The sequence below is a fragment of the Aminobacter sp. 01T433 genome (assembly GCF_056398585.1).
On record NZ_JBFTPR010000001.1, the window covers coordinates 117,332 to 140,929 of the forward strand.

Below are 23,598 nucleotides of genomic sequence, written 5' to 3' on the forward strand. Positions count from 1 at the left end.
GGCTCGCTGCATGCCCAGCGATCATGCGTTGCAGCACGAGTGGCGATCGTTGATTCATCTTTGTATTTTGTTCGATAATGCTGCATTGCAGCGGTTTTGAACGAGTTTGGTGCTCGCTTCCAAACTTGCCGCTTTAGTTCGAGGTGCGAAGAAAATCGATGCCACCCATTGCGGCACGCAAAAACATCGCATAACGTCCGTATCTGTAACGTTTCAGATTCAGGGAGGAGTACGATGCGTTATAGGCTGACGACCGCTGTATTGGCAGCGGGGGTCGCGTTTGGAGCCACTGGTTCGGCTTCCGCGACGGATCTCGAAGTGACGCATTGGTGGACCTCCGGCGGCGAGGCGGCGGCGGTTGCCGAACTCGCCAAGGCCTTCGATGCTACCGGAAACAAGTGGGTCGACGGTGCTATCGCCGGCTCCGGCGACGTTGCCCGTCCGGTCATGATCGGACGCATCACCGGCGGCGACCCGATGGGTGCTACCCAGTTCAACCACGGACGCCAGGCGGAAGAGCTGGTCAAGGCCGGGCTGATGCGCGACTTCACCGATCTCGCCGCAAAAGAGGGCTGGGCCAACTTCATCCACCCCAAGAGCTTGCTCGATGGCTGTACGCTGGACGGCAAGATTTATTGCGTGCCGGTCAACATCCACTCGCAGCAATGGCTGTGGCTTTCAAACAAGGCCTTCGCCGACGCTGGCGTTGCCGTGCCGAAGAACTGGGACGAGTTCGTGGCAGCCGCTCCAGCGCTGGAAAAGGCCGGCATCGTGCCACTCGCGCTTGGCCAGCAGCCCTGGCAGACGACGCTTGCTTTCCAGGTGATCCTCGTCGCGCTCGCTGGTCCTGACACTTTCCAGAAAGTGTTTGGCGACAAGGACGCCACCTTGGCCGCTGGCCCCGAGATGGCCAAGGTCTTTGCCGCCGCCGACCAGGCGCGCGCCATGTCGGCCAAGTCCAACGTCCAGGAATGGAACCAGGCGACGTCGCTCGTCATCAACGGCAAGGCTGGCGGCCAGATCATGGGCGATTGGGCCCAGGGCGAGTTCCAGATTGCCGGGCAGACAGCTGGTAAGGACTACACTTGCCTGCCGGGCCTCGGCGTGAACGAGATCATCTCGACGGGGGGCGATGCCTTCTACTTCCCCAAGCAGACCGATCCTGAAAAGGCCAAGGCGCAGGAGGTGCTGGCTTCAGTGATGCTGTCGCCGACAACGCAGGTCGCCTTCAACCTCAAGAAGGGCTCGCTGCCGGTTCGCGGCGATGTCGATCTGAAAGCCGCCAATGACTGCATGAAGAAGGGACTCGAAATCCTGGCCAAGGGCAACATCATCGCTGCCCCGGACCAGCTGATGTCGGCGGACTCGGTCACCCAGGTCAACGACCTGTTCGTCGAGTTCTTCGCCAACAAGCAACTGACGCCGGCGGACGCACAGAAGCGCTTCGCTGCAATCATCGCCGCTGCGGACTAGAGCGACAGACGCCCCGGCTTGTCCGGGGTGGGTGGACCTCGTTCTGATGCGGCAGCTGACAGCGGCCTCTGCCGGTCCCTTGAGGGGAGGGACCGGCAGATCGTCCAAACACCATGGAATCCGACCGATGACCCCGACCGAGGCGGGCCGGCCGAGCCGGTTGTTTCGAAACCTGAGCGCCAAGATCGCGTCGATCCCGATGATCTTGACCGCGCTGGTGATCTTCGTCGGTGGCACGGCCTGGACGGTGTTTTACTCCTTCACCAACTCCAAGCTTCTGCCGCGCGCGACTTTTGTCGGTCTCGAACAATATGAGCGCCTGTGGGCGACGCCGCGCTGGCTGATGGCGGTCGAAAACCTCGCCATTTACGGGGTCTGTTCCCTCGTCTTTTCGCTGGTCATCGGCTTCCTTCTGGCCGCGCTGATGGACCAGAAGATCCGCTTTGAAAACACGTTCCGGACGATCTTCCTCTACCCGTTCGCCCTGTCTTTCATCGTGACCGGCCTTGCCTGGCAGTGGATTCTCAATCCTGATTTCGGCATCCAGCAGGTTGTGCGCAATCTTGGCTGGTCAAGCTTTACATTCGATCCGCTCTACGACGCCGATATCGTCATCTACGGCATCCTGATCGCAGGACTGTGGCAAGGCACCGGGCTGATCATGTGCCTGATGCTGGCGGGCCTGCGCGGCATCGATGGCGAGATCTGGAAGGCGGCGCGCGTCGACGGCATTCCGACCTGGAAGACCTATGTTTTCATCGTCATTCCGATGATGCGGCCGGTGCTGGTCACCACGCTGGTCATCATCGCGAGCGGCATCGTCAAGGTCTACGATCTTGTCGTCGCGCAGACCAGCGGCGGCCCCGGCATCGCGTCTGAAGTGCCGGCCAAATACGTCTACAACTACATGTTCCTGGCACAGAATCTCGGTCAGGGTTTTGCCGCCTCGACGATGATGCTGTTGACGGTGGTCATCGTTGTTGTGCCGTGGGCCTATCTCGAATTCGGGAGCAAGCGGCGCCATGGTTGATCACGTCCTTCGTGCCGCGCCCGACATGGCAGCGGCCGCAGCCCCGGCCGGCCGCGCCAGCGCCCTTGCCGGCCCGAGCGGGCCAAGGCCGCGACGCAGATTTTCCCGCCGCAACATCTTCATCTACGGCACGCTTGGGCTGGTCGCGATCTACTATTTGCTGCCGCTCTACGTGATGGTGGTGACGTCGCTGAAGGGCATGCCGGAAATCCGTCTCGGCAACATCTTCTCGCCGCCGATGGAGATCACCTTCGAACCCTGGGTCAAGGCGTGGTCGAGCGCTTGCACAGGGCTTAATTGCGACGGTCTCAGCCGGGGCTTCTGGAACTCGGTGCGGATCACCGTGCCTTCGGTGTTCCTGTCGATCGCCATTGCCTCGGTCAATGGCTATGCGCTCGCCAATTGGCGCTTCAAGGGCGCCGACATCTTCTTCACCATCCTCGTGATCGGCGCCTTTATCCCTTATCAGGTGATGCTCTATCCGATCGTCATCGTGTTGCGCGAGATCGGGCTCTACGGCTCGCTGTCTGGGCTGGTGCTGGTGCATTGCATCTTCGGCATGCCGATCCTGACGCTGTTGTTCCGCAACTATTTCGCCTCGCTGCCGGAAGAACTGTTCAAGGCAGCACGCGTCGATGGCGCCGGTTTCTGGACCATCTACCTCAGGATCATGCTGCCGATGTCGCTGCCGATTTTCGTGGTGGCGATCATCTTGCAGGTCACCGGCATCTGGAACGATTTCCTGTTCGGCGTCGTCTACACCAAGCCTGACACCTATCCGATGACGGTCCAGCTCAACAACATCGTCAACGCCGTTCAAGGCGTGAAGGAGTACAACGTCAACATGGCAGCAACCCTGCTGACGGGGCTGGTCCCGCTCGTCATCTATTTCGTCTCCGGCAAGCTTTTCGTCCGCGGCATCGCCGCCGGCGCGGTCAAGGGGTGAGACGATGACCAGCGTGGTAGTCAAGGACGTCTCGCTCAATTTCGGCGCCTTCGACGTGCTCAAGGCGCTTAATCTCGATGTGCCGGAGGGCGAGTTCCTGGTGCTGCTTGGCCCCTCCGGTTGCGGCAAGTCGACCTTGCTCAATTGCATCGCCGGCCTGCTCGACGTGTCGGAAGGCCAGATCTTCATCAACGGCAAGAACGTCACCTGGGAGGAGCCCAAGGACCGTGGCATCGGCATGGTGTTCCAGTCCTATGCGCTCTACCCGCAGATGACTGTCGAGGGGAACCTGTCGTTCGGGCTGAAGACGGCGGGAATGGCCAGGGACGAGATATCAAGGCGTGTCGCCCGCGCCGCCGAAATCCTGCAGATCGAGCCGTTGCTCAAGCGCAAGCCGGCAGCCCTTTCGGGCGGCCAGCGCCAGCGCGTGGCGATCGGGCGTGCTCTTGTCCGTGACGTCGACGTCTTCCTGTTCGACGAGCCGCTGTCCAATCTCGACGCCAAGCTGCGCTCGGAGCTGCGTGTCGAGATCAAGCGGCTGCACCAGAGGCTCGCCAACACCATGATTTACGTCACCCACGACCAGATCGAGGCGATGACGCTGGCCGACCGCATCGCTGTGATGAAGGGCGGGGTGATCCAGCAGCTCGACGCGCCGCAAGTGATCTACAACCGGCCCGTCAATCGCTTCGTAGCCGGCTTTCTCGGCTCGCCGGGCATGAATTTTCTGGATGGCGAGGTCGAGGCTGGACCCGTACCGACATTTTCTTTGGCCGGAAACAAAATCCCACTCGACCGCTATGGCTTCGAAGGCGGTGCGAGCACTGGCAAAGCGGTGTTCGGCATACGCCCCGAGCATGTCGTGCTCGGCGAGGCTGCCCATTCGATGCCGTTTGCCACTGACGCCAGCGTCGAGATCGTCGAGCCGATGGGCGCCGACACGCTGGTCTGGACGAAGCTTGGCGGCCAGAGCTTTGCCTTCCGCGTCGAGGCCGAACGCCAGCTGCATCCAGGCGACCAGCTCCGCATCGGCTTCGACCCGGCGCGCGCCTCGCTGTTTGACGGCCAAAGCGGCAACCGCATCTGACAACAACCCAACCGGACAAAGAACATGGACTGGTCATTTCAACTCTACAGCGCCCGCAACTTCCAGCCTTGGGAGAATGTGCTCAAGACACTTGGCGCGCTCGGCTATACGCAGGTCGAGGGCTTTGGCGGTGTCTACGAAAACCCGGAGGCGTTTCGGGCCGAGCTCGACAAGAACGGGCTCACCATGCCGAGCGGCCATTTTGGCATCGACCTGCTGGAAAAGGATTTTGGCCGCGCCGCGGACATCGCCACCACGCTTGGCATGAAGCTGATGGCCTGCCCCTATCTCGAAGCGTCGGATCGACCTGTCGATGCCGAGGGCTGGCGCGATTTCGGACGCAGGCTGGCGCGTGTCGGCGACACAGCCCACAAGGCCGGTTTCGACTTTGCCTGGCACAACCATGATTTCGAATTCGTGCCGTTCAAATATGGCTCGATGCCCCAGCGCATGATCTTTGCGGCCGCGCCCGAGATCGGCTGGGAGATGGACGTCGCCTGGGTGATCCGTGGCGGTTCCGATCCGTTGCACTGGATCGAGGAGTTTGGCCCGCGCATCATGGCCGTTCACGTCAAGGACATTGCCCCGCAGGGCGAGGCGGCCAACGAGGATGGCTGGTCCGATGTCGGCCACGGCACGGTCGACTGGGCGGGGCTGGTGACGGCGCTGCGCAAGAACACGCCGGCAAAATATTTCGTCATGGAACACGACAATCCGGCCGATTTCGAGCGCTTCGCGCGTCGCTCGATCGCAGCCGCCAAGACCTTTTAGGGAGCATCATATGGCAAGGAAACTCGGGGTCGGGGTGATCGGCTGCGGCAACATCTCGAAGACCTATTTTACGCGCGCGCCGGAATTCAAGGGCATCGAGATGCGCGCCTGCGCCGACATCAACATGGATGCGGCGAAGGCGCGGGCGAAGGAATTCAAGCTGCGGGCCGAGACGGTCGAGGGGCTGCTGGCATCTGATGACATCGACATCGTCGTCAACCTGACCATTCCGGCGGTGCACTATGAGGTGTCGAAGCAGGCAATCGACGCCGGCAAGCATGTCTATTCGGAAAAGCCGTTCGTCCTGGCGATCAAGGACGGGCTCGACCTCAAGAGGCGCGCCGAGAAGAAGGGCGTGCGCATCGGCTCCGCGCCCGACACTTTCCTGGGCGGTTCGCACCAGTTGGCGCGGCACCTGATCGACACCGGCAAGTTGGGCAAGATCACTAGCGGCACCTGCCACGTGATGAGCCATGGCATGGAGCACTGGCACCCCAATCCCGACTTCTTCTTTCAGCCGGGCGGCGGGCCGATCCTCGACCTCGGACCCTACTATATCGCCAACCTCATTCAGCTGATCGGGCCGGTGAAACGAGTCGCTGCTTTGTCATCGATCCCGGCCAAGGAACGCACGATCTCGTCAAAGCCGCGTGCCGGCGAAAAGATCCCGGTGACGACGCCGACCACGATCCTCGCGCTGATGGAGTTCGAGAGTGGGGCGGTCTTTACCTTCAACTCAAGCTGGGATGTCTGGGATAACGGCCATTCGCCGATGGAGCTTTATGGGGAGCAAGGTACGATCCACATGCCGGACCCTAATTTCTTTGGCGGCGAGTTGCGTTACACCAAGGGCGAAAAGGCGGTGAAGACGCTGCCAAAGTGGGACCACCCGTTCTCCAGGCCCAATGAAAAGCACGCGCATGGCATGATGGCCAATTACCGCACGGCGGGCCTGGCCGACATGGCGCTGGCGATCATGCAGGGCAGGCCGCACCGCTGCTCGCTCGAGCTTGCCAATCACGTCATCGACGTGATGACCGGTATTCTGAAATCGGGCGAGACGAAGAAATTCGTCGAGATGCAAACGACCTGTGAACGGCCGGAGCCCCTTGGACCCGCAGCCGCAAGGGGGCTCCTCGCCGCGTCGAAATGAGCTAAGAAGGGGGAGCGGTGCGAAAGTGCCGATTCCCCTTTTCCTTTCCGAGGACAGCATCATGACCTGGCAGCCGGCCGCCAATCGTTACGAAAACATGGTCTACAACCGCTGCGGCCGTTCAGGGCTCAAGCTACCGGCGATCTCGCTCGGGCTGTGGCACAATTTCGGCGACGACACCCCGCACCAGACCAAGCGCGCCATCTGCCAAAAGGCATTCGACCTCGGCATCACCCATTTCGATCTCGCCAACAATTATGGCCCGCCCGCTGGCTCGGCCGAGACGGCATTCGGCGAGATACTGCGCACCGATTTCGCTGGCCTTCGCGACGAGATGATCATCTCGACCAAGGCCGGCTACGACATGTGGCCGGGGCCTTACGGCGAGTGGGGCAGCCGCAAATATGTGCTGGCGAGCCTTGACCAGAGCCTGAAGCGCATGGGGCTCGACTATGTCGACATCTTCTATTCGCACCGCTTTGACCCGGACACGCCGCTCGAAGAAACCATGGGCGCGCTCGACCACGCGGTACGTTCCGGCAAGGCGCTTTACGCCGGCATCTCGTCCTACAACGCCCAGCGCACGCGCGAGGCGGCGGACATCTTGAAGCGGCTCGGCACGCCGTGCCTGATCCATCAGCCGAGTTATTCGCTGATCAACCGCTGGGTCGAGGATGACGGCCTGCTCGACGCGCTTGATGGCCTCGGTATCGGCTCGATCGTGTTTTCGCCGCTGGCGCAGGGCATGCTGACCGGCAAGTATCTCGGCGGCGTGCCGGAAGGCAGCCGTGCGGCGCAGGGCAAGTCGCTGCGCCCCGCTTTCCTTAATGACAAGAACCTAGCCAATATCCGCGCGCTGAACGGCATTGCCGAACGTCGCGGCCAGACGCTGGCGCAGATGGCGCTGGCCTGGGTGCTGCGCGGCGGCCGCGTGACTTCGGCGCTGATCGGCGCAAGCCGTCCCGAGCAGGTCGAGGATTGCGTTGGCGCGATCAGGAACCTTGCTTTCAGCGATGCCGAACTGGCCGAGATCGACACCTATGCTCGCGAGGCCGACATCAACCTCTGGGCGCGTTCATCGGAACGCGAAGGCCCGGCACGGCCGAAGAAGTAAGCCTGGGCCAAAGCTGCGAACATGCAGGCGGCGGGCGTTCCCGCCGTTTGCTTTTGGGGCAGATTGTCTTTGCCGGCCGGACGCGCTAGCAAAACCCTTGTCCAATCGCCACCTTAGGCGATGGATTGTTCCGTCCGGGCATTGGCCTGGCCGAGGAAGGTGCAAACGGAAAAATGGCGGCGCGGGCTACGCTGACGAAGAACCAGCAAAAGGTTCTGGAGAAACTCGAAGTGGCGACCGGGCCGCTCAGCGCCTACACGCTGCTTGACCAGCTGCGCGACGAGGGCTTCCGCGCGCCGCTGCAGGTCTACCGCGCGCTTGAGGTGCTGCTGAAGGACGGGCTTGTCCACCGGCTGGAAAGCCTGAACGCCTTCGTCGCCTGCTCCGAGCCGCACGACCACAGCCATCACAACCACCGCATGACGGCCTTCGCCATCTGCGACACCTGCGGCCAGGTGACAGAAATCTCCGATGAGCTGATCGGCAAGCGCCTGGACGATTGGGTCGGATCGACAGGCTTCGTCGCCAAGAAGGCCGTCATCGAATTCCGTGGCACCTGCGCAAAATGCGCGGCACTCGCCGCGTAGGATTTACCGCGCCGTCGAAAACGCAAACCAGATCGCAACCGCGGCCAGCAGTGCCGAAAGCGCGCGCCGTGCGATGGTTTCGATGCGCGCGTCGTTGAGCAGCGGTTCAAGCCGGCTCGCGAGCACCACGATCAGCGCATGGATGCAGGTTGCAACAGCGACATAGATCGCGGTCAGCGTGATTGTCTGCGACAGCACCGGGCGATCGGCGACGATGAAAGTCGGCAGCACGGCGACGTAGAAGACCGCAGCCTTCGGGTTGAGCAGGTTGGTGACGAGCCCGCGCGTGAAATAGCGCCGGTCGGCGTCGGTGTCGTTTGCGATGGCCTCGCCACCGCCTTTCCAGCCTTCCCATGCGAGATAAAGCAGAAACAGCACGCCGGCCCAGCGCAGTCGCTCATAGAGCAGCTGCGATGAATGGATGAGTTCGGTGACGCCAAGTGCAGCGACTGTGCCGATGGTGGCAAGGCCGAGCGCGATGCCGGCCACGGTGGCAAAGCCGGCGCGCCGGCCTTCGCTGGCCGACACCAGCGCCAGATAGGTCATGTTCGGCCCCGGCGTCAGCTCGATGATGAGCGATGTCAGCGCAAAGGAAAATAACGTCGACAGATCCGATGACGTAGCAAGCTGCATTTCAGTGCTACTCACATGCAAAGAGCATCAGTATGGTGCCGTTGGGTAACCAAGGTGCAGGTTATCCCACGTCGCGTGCGAAAGATGGATGTTGGCCGTTACGATTGCAAAAACAACGCTCTCATCGTCCTCGGCAAGATAATGGTCTGACTTGACGGTAATGCCGTCAATTAATGAGTCATCTTGGAGCAAAACTAAACTGACAGTTTTGTCAGAGTCCTTCAGCTCACCGATCTGCTGGGGAGATCGTAGGGCATCGATCAGTGTCTTGATTCTGTTATCGAGATCCACGTTCCCTAGCACGGGATTGTATTGCCGTATTCCTCTCAGGACTCGAACATAAAGTGAGCATCGAGTGCGCATTTTTGAGGTCACGAATGGGATGTAACGCGAATCTCCGATATCGATTCCGATATATCCGTCCGGGCTCTGAGGATCGGAGCATTTTTGTACATATTCGAATTGCTCAGTAGATCGCAGCTTCAACAGCTGATCATGAAACGATCTCCTAAGACGCCAAACGTCACTTTGCTTTCTTGCGTTACCCTGAATTTGACCCTTGTAGGTCAAGGTAATGTGCATCAGTGCGCCTCGTCCCAGCTGTCCGCCGCGTTGGCATCGACATGTAGCGGCACCGACATCGACGCAGCCGGCATGGCGGCGTTTTCCATCACATGGCGCACGACGGGGATGGTCGCTTCGACCTCGCTCTCGACGGTCTCGAAGATCAATTCGTCATGCACTTGCAGCAGCATGCGTGCCGACAGATTGGCGGCGACGAGCGCGTCTTCCATGCGGATCATGGCGCGACGGATGATGTCGGCTGCAGTGCCTTGCAGCCGCGCGTTGATCGAGGCACGCTCGTTGAAGGCGCGCACCGAAGGGTTGGACGAGCGGATTTCAGGGTAGTGGATGCGGCGGCCGAAAATGGTCTCGACATAGCCGTTGTCGCGGCAGAACGCCTTGGTCTCGTCCATATAGGCGCGGATGCCGGGGAAGCGCTCGAAGTACTTCTTGATGTAATCCGAGGCTTCTTCGCGCGGGATCGACAGCTGGTTGGCGAGGCCGAAGGCCGAGATGCCGTAGATGATTCCGAAATTGATCGCCTTGGCGCGGCGGCGCACTTCCGACGGCATGCCTGCGACCGGCACTGAAAACATCTCGGACGCGGTCATGGCATGGATGTCGACGCCGTCGGCGAAGGCCTGCTTGAGCTGGCCGATGTCGGCGACATGGGCAAGCACGCGCAGCTCGATCTGGCTGTAGTCGGCCGAGATCAGCTTGTTGCCCTTGTCGGCGATGAAGGCAGTCCTGATCTTGCGCCCTTCGGTGGTGCGGATCGGGATGTTCTGCAGGTTCGGGTCCGACGACGACAGCCGGCCCGTGGTGGTGGCGGCGAGCGCGTAGGAGGTGTGGACGCGCTTGGTCTCGGGATTGATGAAGCCGGGCAGGGCGTCGGTGTAGGTCGATTTCAGCTTGGTCAGCTGGCGCCAGTCGACGATCTTGCGCGGCAGTTCGTGGCCTTCGGCGGCGAGGTCTTCGAGCACCTGGGCAGAGGTCGACCATTGGCCGGTCTTGGTCTTGGTGCCGCCGGGCAGGCCCATGCGCCCGAACAATATGTCGCCGAGCTGCTTGGGCGACCCGATGTTGAAGCGCTCGCCGGCTAGGCTGTTGATTTCGTCTTCCAGACGGGCAGCACCCTGGGCGAGTTCGCCCGACAGGCGCGACAGGATCTGGCGGTCGACCGAGATGCCGCGCTGCTCCATCCGTGCCAGCACTGGCACCAGCGGACGTTCCAACCGTTCGTAGACCGACGCAAGACCCTTGGCGGCCAGGCGCGGCTTGAGCACGCGCCAGAGGCGCAGCGTCACGTCGGCGTCCTCGGCAGCGTAGGCGGTGGCCTTGTCGATGTCGACCTGGTCGAAACCGACGAAGCTCTTGCCCGAACCCGCGACAGTCTTGAAGGCGATCGGTGTGTGGCCAAGCCATTTTTCCGACAGCGGGTCCATGCCGTGGCCACCATTGGTGCCGCCGTCGAGCACGTATGACAACAGTATCGTGTCGTCGAACGACTTGATGTCGATGCCGTAGCGGTTCATCACCACGAGATCGTATTTCAGGTTCTGCGCGATCTTCAGCACCGAGGCGTCTTCGAGCAGCGGCTTGAACACCGCGATGGCATCGCGCAGCGGAATCTGGTTTTCGACCAGCCCGCCGCCCAGAAGATCGCCGCGCCCGCTCTTGTGGGCAAGCGGCACATAGGCAGCGCGGCCGGGCGCTGTCGCAAGCGAAAAACCGACTAGTTCGGCCTGCATCGGGTCGAGCGAATTGGTCTCGGTATCGAAGGCCATGATTCCGGCTTCGGTGGCTTCGGCCACCCACGCCTTCAGCGTCGCGAGGTCACGGATGGTGACATAGGCGGCGTGGTCGAACTTCTCCGCCGCTGCCGCTGCGGCCAGCTTGTTGGCGAGGGCTGTGGGGGTGTCTTGCCCCTCACCCTTACCGTCTCCCCGTAAGGACGGGGCGAGGGGGGCGTCGGCGTTGCGGCCAGCCTCCTTCGCCCCGTTTTGACGGGGAGAAGGTCCGGCAGGGGATGAGGGGCTCGAAACTGCCGCCCCCGAGCCGACATCCGGCCCATGCGCGTCGGCACCCCATTGCACCGTGACAGGCGCTGGCTCGATCTCGCCGGCCTCGGTGCCGGTGGCTTCGGCCACGCGCCTGGTCAGCGAGGTGAATTCCATGGTCTTGAGGAAGCCGATCAGCTTCGGCCCGTTGGGCGGCTGCAGCACAAAATCGTCGAGCCCGTCGGTCACCGGTACGTCGAGCTTGAGCCGTACCAGTTCGCGCGAAATGCGCGCCTTTTCGGCATTGTCGATGATCGATTGGCGCCTTTTGTCCTGCTTGATCTCGGCGGCGCGGGCGAGCAGCGTGTCGAGGTCGCCGAACTGCTCAAGCAGCTGTGCTGCGGTCTTGGGCCCGATGCCGGGCACGCCCGGCACGTTGTCGACGGAGTCGCCGGTCAGCGCCTGAAGATCGATCATCTTTTCGGGTGGCACGCCCCACTTTTCGATGACCTCGGGAATGTTGATCTGGCGATCCTTCATCGGATCGTACATCGACACCGTCGGGCCGACGAGTTGCATCAGATCCTTGTCGGACGAAACGATGGTGGTGTCGCCGCCGGCCTCGCAGGCGAGCCGCGCATAAGTTGCGATCAGATCGTCGGCCTCAAAACCTTCCATCTCGATGCAGGGCAGCTCGAAGGCCTTGGTTGCCTGGCGGATCAGGCCGAATTGCGGGATCAGATCCTCAGGCGGCGCCGAGCGATTGGCCTTGTATTCGGGGTAGAGCTCGTTGCGGAAGGTCTTCGAAGAATAGTCGAAGATGACGGCGAAGTGGGTCGGCACCACACCGGCGTCGGTGTTGCGAGCGTCGAGCATCAGCTTCCACAGCATGTTGCAGAAACCCGAGACAGCGCCGACCGGCAGGCCGTCGGATTTGCGGGTCAGCGGCGGCAGCGCGTGATAGGCGCGGAAGATGTAGCCGGAGCCGTCGACAAGGAAGAGATGATCGCCTTTTTTCATGGCGATACGGGTAGCTTGGCACAGCGCGGCTGTCCATGGTCAAGCTGGTCTTGCCGCCGTCTACTGACAAGTCGTTGACGGGTGGCGGGTGCATGGATGTCGAGATTGCGCAATCGCACGCGCTGCCCGCTCCGAAACGGGCTGAGGCGGCCGAGAAGTCGATGGCACGGACGTCCAGGTGTCGTCGAAGGGTGATCGCCAATGTCCTGCAGCCGACAACATTCAGCACCGCATAGGGCGACGATGTTGCCTTTCAGAATGGAGCGAACCGCTTGGAAACGGTCTCGGCTCCTTCGCGATAGTCGGTGAAGCCGATCCCTTGATAAAATGCCTGGCCGCCGGTGTTTTCCCTACGGATCGTCGCGTCGATGAAGCTGACGCCGGCCTTTTTCGCAGCTTCCACTGTGTTGGCGAACAGTGCCCGTCCAGCGCCTCTCTTGTGCGCGTGCGGATCGACGAAGGTAGCGACAATGCCCCAGTCGGCGGGCAGCCGATCGCCCGGCCAGTCCGGGTCGGACCATTCGAGTGACTGGAACCCCAGCAGCTGCTCGCCTTCCAGTGCCACGAAGCAGCTGATTCCGAGTTTCGGCGAGATGAAGTAGCTGATGATGCGCTGCTCATCGAACCGCTCGCGGTGCGCCGTCGTTCCTCCGATCTCGATGATTTCGTTCAGGATTCGCGCCATCGCGCTTGCGTCTTGCGGCAGGGCGGCTCGGACATTGACGGGCATGGGTTGGTCATTCCACTGTTGATTTGGCCACCGGGCGTCAGGCGGCAGGTATCGCCGCCTCGCCGGGCTGGCCAGCTGCCTCTGCGGCCCGGCGCAGCTTGATCTTGTGACCGATCGTGACGATTGCCGCTATGGCTGGCAAGAACTCCTCTCCGAGCTCAGTCAGCCCGTATTCGACCGACGGCGGCGAGGTCGGCATGACACGGCGCCAGACGGCTCCCTTCTGTTCGAGATCGCGCAGCCGCGCGGTCAGAACTTTGGCCGACACCTCGGGAATATCATGGCGCAGCTCACCGAACCGGCGCGGGCCAGCGCTCAGATACCAGATGATGTTGGGCGTCCAGGCCCCGCCGAGTAGCGACATGCACTCGCCGAGCGGACAAACGTCGGGCGGGTGGGGCGCGCCGTTCTTGCGGACCTTCAGGGCCATGATCTTGCTCCGTTACCGCCGGGAAACCGGCGTTACCGCGTGGTTACCTCAAAGTGTCGATCACCACAAGTTACCAGGTATCCAAAGGTAATGAAGGTCTGCTAGCCATGCCGCGTCAACTCGTGACGCAAGGAAATGCATCCATGAAACTCTATTATTCACCCGGCGCCTGCTCGCTTTCCCCGCATATCGTGCTGCGCGAACTCGGCCGCGACTTCGACATCGAGCGCGTCGACGGCACGACCAAGGTGACCGAAACCGGCGCCGATTTGCGCGCCATCAACCCCAAGGGCTACGTGCCAGCACTTCGGCTGGCCGACGGCGAAGTGCTGACCGAGGGCGCGGCGATCGTCCAGTATCTCGCCGACAGCAACGGTGCGTACCAACTGGCACCCAAGCCCGGCACGCTGGCGCGGGCACGCCTGCAGGAGCACCTGAATTACATCGCCTCGGAACTACACCAGGCATTTGCGCCCATCTTCCATGGCGCAACGGGCGAGGCGAGGGACAAGGCTGCGGCGAAAGTCGGACATCGCCTCGATCATCTGGAAAAGCAGTTCAGCGATGGCCGAAACTATCTGCTCGGCGATAGTTTTTCAGTGGCGGACGCCTATCTGTTCGTCGTTGCCACCTGGACCGGCCCGACGGGCATCGGTCTCGACAGATGGCCGGGGCTTGCCGCCTTCGTCGAACGCATGCGCCAGCGTCCGTCGGTCGTGGCCGCGATGGCTGCGGAGGGGCTCGCATGAGCGAAACTGCCGACATCGGTTCGGCCTATGCCGAAGTGGCGGATGCGCTCGCAAACTATTTCGACGGGCTCTATTTCAGCGACACGCAGCGTTTGCAGGCGATTTTCCATCCTTTGGCGATCTACGCCTGCGCCACGGAAGGCAAATTGCTCCACCTGACCATGGCGGAGTATTTCCCCATCGTTGACAAGCGGCCTTCGCCCGCCAGCCGGTCGGAGCCTCGGGTCGATCGCATCGTTTCCATCGAGTTCGCAGGACCAGTTACGGCTTTTGTCCGGCTCAACTGCGCCATTGGGCCGAAGCTCTTCACCGATTTGCTTACCCTGGTGAAGCTCGAGGGCCGCTGGCAGATCATGTCGAAGGTTTTTCACTTCGATCTGCAATCGAACTGACGGCATGGAGCGCGAGCACAAGAATGCCTTACATCAATATCAAGATCAGCCGTGAAGGCGTCACGCCTGAGCAGAAGCTGGCCCTGATCAAGGGCACCACTGATCTTCTGGTCGATATTCTCGGCAAGAAGCCCGCCATGACATTTGTGGTTATCAATGAAGTCGATCTGCAGGATTTGGGTGTTGGCGGACTGCCAATGAGCGAATAGCGCTGCAAACAGGCCAAGGGCTGAGACCGTGCAGCGGGGTCAATCACGGTCATGTTACAAAAGTGTAATCTTCGTGCCCTTGAATCGCCACGTTCAAAGGAACAAATAGTGGGCATCGGCAGTTTTTGCCGAAGTCCGGTCTCAGGCCCGTCCCCCGCCTATCCGGACCCTGCGGCAGCCTCATCCCCCTCTCCGGGCTGCCGCACCGTTTAAAGATGTGCCGCCGTGGCTACCCCTCCACCACGGCGGCACTTTTTTATTCCCAACACAGCAAGGCACTCCCATCCCCGGTCGCTGGCCCAATCTTGCCGGCTTTTCGTTTTCCTCTTCGGTCACTAGGTTGCGGCCCAGAAGAATCGAAAGGCACCAACATGACCGCGCTCGCGCCCGTTCTCGACCGTCTCGATAAAAACCTCGATCAGTCTCTGGAGCGCCTTTTCGGCCTGCTTCGCATCAAATCGATCTCCACCGATCCGACTTTTGCAGGCGAGTGCCGCAAGGCCGCCGAATGGCTGGTCGCCGACCTCAAGACCATCGGTTTCGACGCCAGCGTCCGCGACACCCCGGGCCATCCGATGGTCGTTGCCCATCATGACGGCCCCGCCGGTTCGCCGCATGTGCTGTTTTACGGCCATTACGACGTCCAGCCGGTAGACCCGCTGGAGCTGTGGGAGAGCGATCCGTTCGATCCCAAGATCAAGGAAATCGCGCCTGGCCTCAAGGTCATCACCGGCCGTGGCTCGTCCGACGACAAGGGCCAGCTGATGCTGTTCGTCGAGGCCTGTCGCGCTTGGAAAGAGGTGCATGGCGGCCTGCCGTGCAAGATCACGCTATTGTTCGAAGGCGAAGAAGAGTCCGGCTCGCCGTCGCTCAAGCCGTTCCTCGACGCCAATGCCGAAGAGCTCAAGGCCGATTTCGCCATGGTCTGCGACACCGGCATGTGGGACCGCGATACCCCGGCGATCTCGATTGCGCTGCGCGGACTGGTCGGTGAAGAGATTACGGTTCACGCCGCCGATCGCGACCTGCATTCGGGCGAATATGGCGGTGCTGCCGCCAACCCGGTGCGCGTCCTCGCCAAGGTGCTCGCCGACATCCACGACGACACCGGCCATGTCACCATTCCCGGCTTCTATGACGGCGTCGAAGAAATTCCGTCCCAGATATTGAAGTCGTGGGAAACGCTGGGCGAAACGGCCGAGAAATTCCTCGGCGAGGTCGGCCTGTCGATTCCATCGGGCGAAAAGGGCCGTTCGGTGCTCGAACTGGTCTGGGCACGGCCGACAGCCGAATTCAACGGCATCATCGGGGGCTACACCGGCAAGGGCTTCAAGACGGTGATCGCGGCGCAAGCTTCGGCGAAGGTTTCGTTCCGCCTCGTTCACAAGCAGGATCCCGAAAAGATCCGCACCGCCTTCCGCGATTTCGTCAAGGCGCGCATCCCCGCCGATTGCAGTGTCGAGTTCCACGAGCATGGCGGCTCGCCGGCGATCCAGCTGTCGTACGACTCACCCTTCCTGGGCAAAGCCAAGGAAGCGCTGTCGGACGAGTGGTCGAAGCAGACGGTGATGATTGCCATGGGCGGCTCGATCCCGATCGTCGGCGACTTCCAGACCTATCTCGGCATGGAGTCGCTGCTGGTCGGTTTCGCTCTGCCCGACGATCGCATCCATTCGCCCAACGAGAAGTACGACTTGACCTCGTTCCACAAAGGCCAGCGCTCCTGGGCCCGCATTCTTGAGGCGCTGACCCGTTCGTGACCCTCTAAGACCAACTTTCTGTTGATTTTTCATCCGATCGCGGCGAGGACGAGCCAAGCCGCGATCGGAGAAGACAATGACCATCCGCTTTCACAAGAACGACCTGCCCGACCTCACCCACTACAATGTCGATGCGGTCGCCATCGACACTGAAACGCTGGGGCTGAACCCGCATCGCGATCGCCTCTGCGTCGTGCAGATTTCGCCGGGCGACGGCACTGCCGACGTGATCCAGATCGCGCCGGGGCAGAAGAAGGCACCGAACCTCGTTGCCCTGCTCAAGGACCGCAAGATCACCAAGCTGTTTCATTTCGGCCGCTTCGACATTGCCGTGCTCTACAATGCCTTCGGCGTCATGGCCGAGCCGGTGTTCTGCACCAAGATCGCCTCGCGCCTTTGCCGCACCTACACCGACCGCCACGGCCTCAAGGACATCTGCAACGAGCTTTTGGGCGTCAGCCTGTCGAAGCAGCAGCAGTCGTCGGATTGGGCGGCCGAGACGCTTTCGCCCGAGCAGCTGGAATATGCCGCGTCCGACGTGCTTTACCTGCACCGCCTGCGCGACGTTCTGGCAGGTCGGCTTGAACGTGATGGCCGTACCAAGGAAGCCGAGGCCTGCTTCCGCTTCCTTCCCACCCGCGCCAAGCTCGACCTGATAGGCTGGGACGAAGAAGACATCTTCGCCCACAGCTGAAATCTGCCAACTTATTGAAATCGCGTATTTTCCCTCCCGAAAACCGACATCGGTTTTCGGGATGACGGGCATTGGACGCGCCTTTTTTGGGAACGAACTGGGCGGCTGAGCCGTTTGGGCTGGGTAATCTCGTGAAAGGATATACCCGAATGGCCACGACCCGTGAAGAAATCCAGACCGACCTCGAAGAACAGGTTTCCCAGCTGACCAAGCAGGTCGCTTCGCTGACCAAGGCGATGTCCAAGCGCAGCACGGCAGCACTTGCCGATACCCGCGAAAGCGCCTCCGAGCTTTATGATGGGTTCTACGAACGTTTTTCAGACGCGATGCCGGCGATGCGCAAGCAGGCGCGTGCAGCTCAAAAGACTGCTCAAGACAATCCGATGACGACCGCGCTCGTGGGCGTTGCCGTTTTCGGTCTTTTGGCGGCATTGCTGACGCGCCGATGACATGCGCCGCCGCGTGGCTTTACCGGGCCGCGCGGTCGGCTATTGTTCGCAATCAGATTTGAGGGGAACCGCATGAGCGCCAAATTGCCGATCGCCACCGCTCCCAAGGATGGCTCGAAGGTCATGGTCTATTGGACCGACCGCGATGGCCAGGAAAATGAATCGCTTGCGCAATACCGTTCGCTGGACCGCCTCAAGGCCGCTGGCGGCCAATGGGACGACAGCGACGAGGGCTGGTGGGCCTATGTCGACAGCGACACCCAAAAGCGCATTTCCCCACATTCCTGGTCCAAGCCAGGCGGCGACGACGAGGAAGAATAGGCGTATCATCGGGTCGCCTGCCAGGGAGAAATGCCATGGCCGAAAAGTCCGATCGAAAAGAGCATGAGTTCATGGTCGCGGCTGTCGAGCCGGCCAAGGACGATACACTTGACGGTGTGGCGGTGACGCTTGTCGATGCGCGCGGCGGACGGGTTCGCTTGCACATGGACACCGATATCGCCGAAATCTTGCGTGAGCGCATTTCGGCTGCTCTTAACAAGACAATTGGGCCTTGAAGCTGTAAGCGACTACCCCTGTGGCAGCCGCGCTTCTCCACACCGCTTGACTTAATGCCTCCTTAAATCGCCGCATTTAATGTCCAACCGGAACGCCATTGGCATGGGGGCCGGACAGACAGGTATGGCGAACCGAAAAGACAGACGCATCGAGCCCAGCTTCGACAGCCCGCGCAACGATGCGGAAGACGAGGTGTTTTCGGTGCGCGAGGAGGATCGCGTCGTGCCTAGCCGCAAAGCCCCGGCCAAACGCAAATCCTCCAAGACAAGGTCGACGTCGCGCGGCCGGGCCAAGAAGCCCCGCCGTGGCATGTTCGGCATCGTCGGCCGACTGGTCTACTGGTGCTTTGTGCTCGCTATCTGGGGCGGCATCGCTGCCGCCGGCATCGTTGTCTATTACGGCGCCAAGATGCCGAGTGCCACGACCTGGGCGATCCCCGATCGCTCGCCCAACATCAAGATCGTCGGCGTCGACGGCAAGCTGATCGCCAATCGCGGCATGACCGGCGGCGAGGCCGTCGGCCTGCACCAGATGTCGCCCTACATTCCCCAGGCCGTGATCGCGATTGAAGACAAGCGCTTCTATTCGCATTTCGGCTTCGACCCGATCGGCCTGGCGCGTGCCGTGTCGACAAGGTTCCTGCATGGGCGCTTCACCCAAGGTGGCTCGACGCTGACCCAGCAGTTGGCCAAGAACCTGTTCTTGAAGCCCGACCGCACATTGGAGCGCAAGGTGCAGGAGGTGCTTCTGGCGATCTGGCTGGAGCAGAAGCACACCAAGGACCAGATCCTTGAAATGTATCTCAACCGGGTGTTTTTCGGCTCCGGTTCTTATGGCGTCGAAGCCGCCTCGCGGCGCTATTTTGGCAAATCCTCGCGCGATGTGACGCTGGCTGAGGCAGCCTTGCTCGCCGGCTTGCTCAAGGCCCCGTCCAGGCTTTCGCCGGCACGCGACCCGAAGGCTGCTGGCGATCGCGCCCAGCTTGTGCTGGCAGCGATGCGCGACCAGGACATGATTGGCCAAAAGGAACTGACCACCGCGATGAGCGCGCCAGCAACGCGCGCCGCCTCGTTCTGGACCGGCTCGGAAAATTATGTCGCCGACCGGGTGATGGCGGAGCTGCCCGACCTGATCGGCGAGGTGCGTTCCGACATCATCGTCGACACCACAGTTGACCTGACGCTGCAGGAACTGGCGGAAAAATCGATCCGCCGCCTGATCGATGAGAACGGCCAAAAGCTCAATGTCAGCCAGGGCGCGCTGGTGTCGATCGACAATTCGGGCGCCGTGCGCGCCATGGTCGGCGGCTACGATTACTCGACCAGCCAGTTCGACCGCGCGTCCGAAGCGCGGCGCCAGCCGGGCTCGGCTTTCAAGCCGTTCGTCTACATGGCAGCCCTGGAGCAGGGCCGTACCCCAGACAGCATGCGCAACGACGCGCCGATAAAGATCGGCAAGTGGACGCCGGAAAACTACAACGGCAAATATTATGGCCGCGTGACGCTGAAGACAGCGCTTGCGAAGTCGCTGAACTCGGTTGCCGCCCAGCTCGCCATGGAAGTCGGGCCGAACGCGGTTGTCGAAGCGGCCCATCGCATGGGCATCGAATCCGATCTGCAGCCCAATGTCTCGATTTCGCTGGGCACGTCGGAAGTCACCCCGCTCGAGCTTACGGCCGCCTATGTGCCCTTCGCCAATGGCGGCTATCGCCCCGACGTGCATATCATCCGGCGGGTGACCACGACGGACGGCAAGGTGCTGTATGAGAGCACGGCAGGCGGCGGTCCGCGTGTCATCAGCCCTGAGGTCGTGGGCATGATGAACGCGATGATGACCGGTGCAGTCGAGGAAGGTACGGCCAAGAAGGCCGCCTTTGCCTGGCCGGCGGCCGGCAAGACCGGTACCAGCCAGAATTCGCGCGACGCCTGGTTCGTCGGCTTCACCGCAAACCTGACCACCGGCGTGTGGTTCGGCAATGACGACGGCAAGCCGATGAAGAAGGTCACCGGCGGCGCGCTGCCGGCACTTGCCTGGCATGAATTCATGGTGGCGGCCCATGAGGGCGTGCCGGTGGCGGCATTGCCGGGCTCATGGACGCCGCGTGCCGCTGCACCCGACGTGGCAGTGGAAAGCCAGCCGCTCGACGACAACAGCTTCCCGGCAGCGCCGCAGCCGGCGCAGCAGCAACAGCAGCGCCGGCCGGTGGAGCAGGTCGGCGATGCCGGTGCGATGCCGCAGGAGCAATCCTCGACTGCCTCGATCGGCCGCCCCGTGCCGCCGGGCGATGTTGGCGGCCCGACCCAGCGCCGCGAGACGTCCATTCTCGACGTGCTGTTGGGGAATTAGCCCCCGCTTACCTGGCTTGCCGAACCGCAGCCCAATGGCGATTGACATGTAATATGGCGCCATACTATATGGCGACGTATGAGAATGCTCGAACAAAAACATGTAGCCCTGCTGGACGAAGCCATACGCCGGGGCAGGCCCGAGGCCGGCTTGCGGCTGTGCCTGGAAATCCTGGCGCTGTCGTCGGCGATAGACCGGGATTGTGCTGCCCGACTCGCTCCGCATCAGCTGTCCGAGGGCAAGTTCGTGCTGCTGTTCTTGCTGCATGATCGCCCGGAAGGGTTGTCGCCGCACGAACTGGCCGAGCGGGCAGGTGTCACCCGCGCGACGATCACCGGGCTGCTCGACGGGCTCGAGCGTGACGGTTTCCTGTCGCGCCATCCGGGCATCGAGGACCGCCGCAAGATCTCGGTGCGCCTGAGCGCCAAGGGGCAGGCAGCGGCACGTGATCTGTTCGACGAACATACCAAATGGATCGCCACACTTTTTGCCGGCTTCAGCGCCGACGACCGCCAGCTGTTTGGCGATCTGCTCAGCCGCGTCTGGCGAAACCTCGATCCCGCAGCAAAGCCCAGCGCCTCTGCAAGCTGACGAGACGACAGCTCCCTAATTCAATCTCCGCGCATGCAAACGCGGCCGCATCCCGTGGCTGTTGGCAGTGCTTTGTCGAAAGGAAATTCACCGTGGTCCATTATCTGGCCGAGCTCTACACCCCAAAGCCCGCATGGCTTGCGCTCGACGCAACCGGGCGGCAGGCCCTCTTCGAAGCTATTGGTGCCGGCATGGCCGCCTTGTCTGCGCTTGGCGTCGAGGCGATCGCCCTGGGTGAAACCGATGCCACCAAGATTCATCCTGCCTCGTATCGCTTCTTCGCCATCTGGCGTTTCCCCGATGATGCAGCACTCGACGCGCTATTGCAGGGTATCGCTGCGTCCGGCTGGCACGATTATTTCGACACGATCAATGCGGCTGGGCCAGGCACCGATATGCCTGGCCATCTCGCACAGCTTGCCGCAATCAGGTGAAGCTGATGTTGCCGCGGCGCGGATGACCTCAAGTCGCCGCGCTTGCGGCTGATCAGGCAGCAGCCGGAGCGCTTGGCTCCGGATCGTCCAGCGGCTTGGCCTTGCCTGCCATGACCTGCTCGACGATGCCGCGGGCGATCTCGCGCTCGCCCATGATCACCTTGTCGGCGCCGAGGCCGGTGAGATGGTCGACCTCGGCGTCGGAATGGGCGCGCGCGACGATCAGCATCTCCGGGTTGGCGGCCTTGGCCTTGAGGATGATCTGGCCCGCCTCGAAGGCATTGGGGATGGCCAGGATCAACCGCGTGGCGCCGGTGGCATTGGCCGAGGCGAACACCTCGCCCTTGACCGCATTGCCGGACACCGTCTCGATGCCCTCGGCCTTGAGCTTGGCGATCGTCTTGTGGGAGTCTTCGATGACGAGGAAGGGCAGGCCGGCCTCGCGCAGCGACTTGCCGACCAGCGAACCGACGCGGCCATAGCCGATGAGGATGGTGTGGTCGGTCAACTTGGTCGGCGGCGGCGCATCTTCTTCATCCTTGACAGGCACGACGGTTGTGGTCGCGACCTCGCCGGGTTCGGTCGCCGGGCCGATCGGCACTGCTTCGACGGCTTCCGCAATGCCGGCGCGCTTTTCGAGCCAGGGCTTCAGCCGCGCCGCGCCGGCAAAGGCCAGTGGGTTGAGCACGATCGACAGGATCGCGCCGGCCAGGATCAGGTCGCGTCCCTGCTCGGGCAACAGGTCGAGGCTGACCCCGAGGCTGGCGAGCATGAACGAAAATTCGCCAATCTGGGCAAGGCTCGCCGAAATGACGAGCGCGGTTGCGATCGGATAGCCGAAGGCAACGACGATCAGGAAAGCGGCGACCGACTTGCCGATGATGATGATGAACAGCGTGGCAAGGATCGGCCAGGTGTTGCTGAGCAGGCTGGTCGGGTCAAACAGCATGCCGACCGAAACGAAAAACAGCACTGAGAACGCGTCGCGTAGCGGCAGGGTTTCTTCGGCCGCCTGATGGCTGAGTTCGGATTCGCTCATGACCATGCCGGCGAAGAAGGCGCCAAGCGCCAGCGATACGCCAAACAGCTTCGCCGCGCCGAAGGCGACGCCGAGTGCTATCGCCAAAACCGACAAGCGAAACAGTTCGCGTGAGCCGGTATGAGCGACGTAGTGCAGCAGCCAGGGGATGACACGGCGGCCAACGACCATCATCAGCACGACAAACGCGGCGACCTTGGCAAGCGTGATGCCCAGCACGCCCCAGACGCCGAAATCGAAACGAAGGGCGAAAATGTTGGGCGCTTGCGCTGCCTGCTGCTCGCCACCGAGCACGCCGGCGAGCGCGGGCAACAGCACCAGCGCCAGCACCATCGCCAGATCCTCGACGATGAGCCAACCGACGGCGATGCGTCCTCGTTCGGTTTCGATCATGCGTCGCTCCTGCAGGGCGCGCAAAAGCACGACCGTGGAGGCGACCGACAGCGCCAGGCCGAAGACGAGGCCGGCTCCGATCGACCAGCCGAGCATCCAGGCGAGAGCTGCGCCAAGGGCGGTGGCAAACGCGATCTGCACGATGGCGCCAGGCACGGCGATGGCACGCACCGACAACAGGTCCTTGAGCGAGAAATGCAGGCCGACGCCGAACATCAAGAGAATGACGCCGATTTCGGCGAGCTCCAGCGCCAGTTTCTGGTCGGCGACGAAACCGGGCGTATTTGGCCCGACCAGAACGCCGGCGATCAGATAGCCGACGAGCGGCGGAACCTTGAAGCGATTGGCGAGAGCGCCGAAAATGAATGCCAGCCCCAGACCGGCGACGATGGTTGCGATGAGGGGCGTGTCATGCGGCATTGTCCCGGCGGCACCTTTCGGAAAGT

24 protein-coding genes are annotated in these 23,598 nt (G+C 62.0%); 19 read left to right on the top strand and 5 right to left on the bottom strand.

What is annotated here, in order from left to right:
- Window positions 1-234: 234 nt before the first annotated feature.
- The 8 genes from AC1DLV_RS00575 (at window position 235) to AC1DLV_RS00610 (ending at window position 8,161) form a co-directional block, all read left to right on the top strand.
- Window positions 235-1,473 carry an ABC transporter substrate-binding protein gene (locus AC1DLV_RS00575; protein WP_476800486.1) on the top strand — a complete coding sequence of 413 codons (1,239 nt, stop codon included), beginning with the start codon at window positions 235-237 and terminating at the stop codon, window positions 1,471-1,473.
- A 127-nt stretch (window positions 1,474-1,600) separates the two neighbouring features.
- Window positions 1,601-2,503, top strand: coding sequence for a carbohydrate ABC transporter permease (locus AC1DLV_RS00580; protein ID WP_476800485.1), 903 nt, complete (start codon window positions 1,601-1,603; stop codon window positions 2,501-2,503).
- 25 nt (window positions 2,504-2,528) lie between these two features.
- Window positions 2,529-3,449 carry a carbohydrate ABC transporter permease gene (locus AC1DLV_RS00585; RefSeq protein WP_476800594.1) on the top strand — a complete coding sequence of 307 codons (921 nt, stop codon included), beginning with the start codon at window positions 2,529-2,531 and terminating at the stop codon, window positions 3,447-3,449.
- Window positions 3,450-3,453: 4 nt separating this feature from the next.
- The gene (locus tag AC1DLV_RS00590; RefSeq protein ID WP_476800484.1) at window positions 3,454-4,536 is read left to right on the top strand and encodes an ABC transporter ATP-binding protein; all 1,083 of its coding nucleotides are present in this window, start codon (window positions 3,454-3,456) and stop codon (window positions 4,534-4,536) included.
- A 24-nt stretch (window positions 4,537-4,560) separates the two neighbouring features.
- Complete coding sequence (locus AC1DLV_RS00595) at window positions 4,561-5,307, top strand: sugar phosphate isomerase/epimerase family protein (protein ID WP_476800483.1); 747 nt, start codon at window positions 4,561-4,563, stop codon at window positions 5,305-5,307.
- 10 nt (window positions 5,308-5,317) lie between these two features.
- The gene (locus AC1DLV_RS00600; RefSeq protein ID WP_476800482.1) at window positions 5,318-6,460 is read left to right on the top strand and encodes a Gfo/Idh/MocA family protein; all 1,143 of its coding nucleotides are present in this window, start codon (window positions 5,318-5,320) and stop codon (window positions 6,458-6,460) included.
- Window positions 6,461-6,521: 61 nt separating this feature from the next.
- A complete protein-coding gene (mgrA, locus tag AC1DLV_RS00605; protein WP_476800481.1) occupies window positions 6,522-7,574 on the top strand; it encodes an L-glyceraldehyde 3-phosphate reductase in 1,053 nt (350 codons plus the stop codon).
- Window positions 7,575-7,747: 173 nt separating this feature from the next.
- Window positions 7,748-8,161, top strand: a complete 414-nt coding sequence (locus AC1DLV_RS00610) for a Fur family transcriptional regulator (RefSeq protein ID WP_476783695.1) — start codon at window positions 7,748-7,750, stop codon at window positions 8,159-8,161.
- Window positions 8,162-8,164: 3 nt separating this feature from the next.
- Here AC1DLV_RS00610 and AC1DLV_RS00615 read toward each other — a convergent pair whose 3' ends face one another.
- From AC1DLV_RS00615 to AC1DLV_RS00630, 4 genes are all read right to left on the bottom strand, one after another.
- Window positions 8,165-8,794, bottom strand: a complete 630-nt coding sequence (locus AC1DLV_RS00615) for a LysE family translocator (RefSeq protein WP_476800480.1) — start codon at window positions 8,792-8,794, stop codon at window positions 8,165-8,167.
- Between the two features lie 581 nt (window positions 8,795-9,375).
- A complete protein-coding gene (polA, locus tag AC1DLV_RS00620; RefSeq protein WP_476800478.1) occupies window positions 9,376-12,378 on the bottom strand; it encodes a DNA polymerase I in 3,003 nt (1,000 codons plus the stop codon).
- 253 nt (window positions 12,379-12,631) lie between these two features.
- Window positions 12,632-13,063, bottom strand: coding sequence for an N-acetyltransferase family protein (locus AC1DLV_RS00625; RefSeq protein WP_476800477.1), 432 nt, complete (start codon window positions 13,061-13,063; stop codon window positions 12,632-12,634).
- A gap of 82 nt (window positions 13,064-13,145) precedes the next feature.
- Window positions 13,146-13,538, bottom strand: coding sequence for a winged helix-turn-helix transcriptional regulator (locus tag AC1DLV_RS00630; RefSeq protein ID WP_476800476.1), 393 nt, complete (start codon window positions 13,536-13,538; stop codon window positions 13,146-13,148).
- A 143-nt stretch (window positions 13,539-13,681) separates the two neighbouring features.
- Between AC1DLV_RS00630 and gstA the strand changes: the two genes are divergently transcribed.
- The 11 genes from gstA to AC1DLV_RS00685 all read left to right on the top strand — a co-directional run bounded on the left by gstA (window position 13,682) and on the right by AC1DLV_RS00685 (window position 21,720).
- On the top strand, window positions 13,682-14,287 hold the full coding sequence (gene gstA / locus AC1DLV_RS00635; RefSeq protein WP_476800475.1) for a glutathione transferase GstA: 606 nt from the start codon (window positions 13,682-13,684) through the stop codon (window positions 14,285-14,287).
- A complete protein-coding gene (locus AC1DLV_RS00640) occupies window positions 14,284-14,679 on the top strand; it encodes a nuclear transport factor 2 family protein (RefSeq protein ID WP_476800474.1) in 396 nt (131 codons plus the stop codon). The genes gstA and AC1DLV_RS00640 overlap by 4 nt, the downstream gene beginning before the upstream one ends.
- Window positions 14,680-14,702: 23 nt before the next feature.
- Window positions 14,703-14,888, top strand: a complete 186-nt coding sequence (locus AC1DLV_RS00645) for a tautomerase family protein (RefSeq protein ID WP_476800473.1) — start codon at window positions 14,703-14,705, stop codon at window positions 14,886-14,888.
- Between the two features lie 371 nt (window positions 14,889-15,259).
- Window positions 15,260-16,648 (top strand): M20/M25/M40 family metallo-hydrolase, encoded by a 1,389-nt coding sequence (locus tag AC1DLV_RS00650; RefSeq protein WP_476800472.1) that lies wholly within the window; start codon window positions 15,260-15,262, stop codon window positions 16,646-16,648.
- Window positions 16,649-16,724: 76 nt separating this feature from the next.
- Window positions 16,725-17,342 (top strand): ribonuclease D, encoded by a 618-nt coding sequence (locus AC1DLV_RS00655; protein ID WP_476800471.1) that lies wholly within the window; start codon window positions 16,725-16,727, stop codon window positions 17,340-17,342.
- A gap of 149 nt (window positions 17,343-17,491) precedes the next feature.
- Entirely contained in the window at window positions 17,492-17,791 is a 300-nt protein-coding gene (locus AC1DLV_RS00660; RefSeq protein WP_476782324.1) for a hypothetical protein, read from the top strand.
- 72 nt (window positions 17,792-17,863) lie between these two features.
- Complete coding sequence (locus tag AC1DLV_RS00665) at window positions 17,864-18,112, top strand: hypothetical protein (protein ID WP_476800470.1); 249 nt, start codon at window positions 17,864-17,866, stop codon at window positions 18,110-18,112.
- Between the two features lie 35 nt (window positions 18,113-18,147).
- Complete coding sequence (locus AC1DLV_RS00670; protein ID WP_476800469.1) at window positions 18,148-18,348, top strand: hypothetical protein; 201 nt, start codon at window positions 18,148-18,150, stop codon at window positions 18,346-18,348.
- A 124-nt stretch (window positions 18,349-18,472) separates the two neighbouring features.
- Complete coding sequence (locus AC1DLV_RS00675; RefSeq protein ID WP_476800468.1) at window positions 18,473-20,695, top strand: transglycosylase domain-containing protein; 2,223 nt, start codon at window positions 18,473-18,475, stop codon at window positions 20,693-20,695.
- A 78-nt stretch (window positions 20,696-20,773) separates the two neighbouring features.
- Window positions 20,774-21,286 (top strand): MarR family winged helix-turn-helix transcriptional regulator, encoded by a 513-nt coding sequence (locus AC1DLV_RS00680; RefSeq protein WP_476800467.1) that lies wholly within the window; start codon window positions 20,774-20,776, stop codon window positions 21,284-21,286.
- A gap of 92 nt (window positions 21,287-21,378) precedes the next feature.
- A complete protein-coding gene (locus AC1DLV_RS00685; RefSeq protein ID WP_476800466.1) occupies window positions 21,379-21,720 on the top strand; it encodes a DUF6616 family protein in 342 nt (113 codons plus the stop codon).
- Between the two features lie 52 nt (window positions 21,721-21,772).
- On the opposite strand, the gene ybaL is transcribed toward AC1DLV_RS00685, so the two are convergent.
- A complete protein-coding gene (gene ybaL, locus AC1DLV_RS00690) occupies window positions 21,773-23,572 on the bottom strand; it encodes a YbaL family putative K(+) efflux transporter (RefSeq protein ID WP_476800465.1) in 1,800 nt (599 codons plus the stop codon).
- Window positions 23,573-23,598 lie beyond the last annotated feature (26 nt).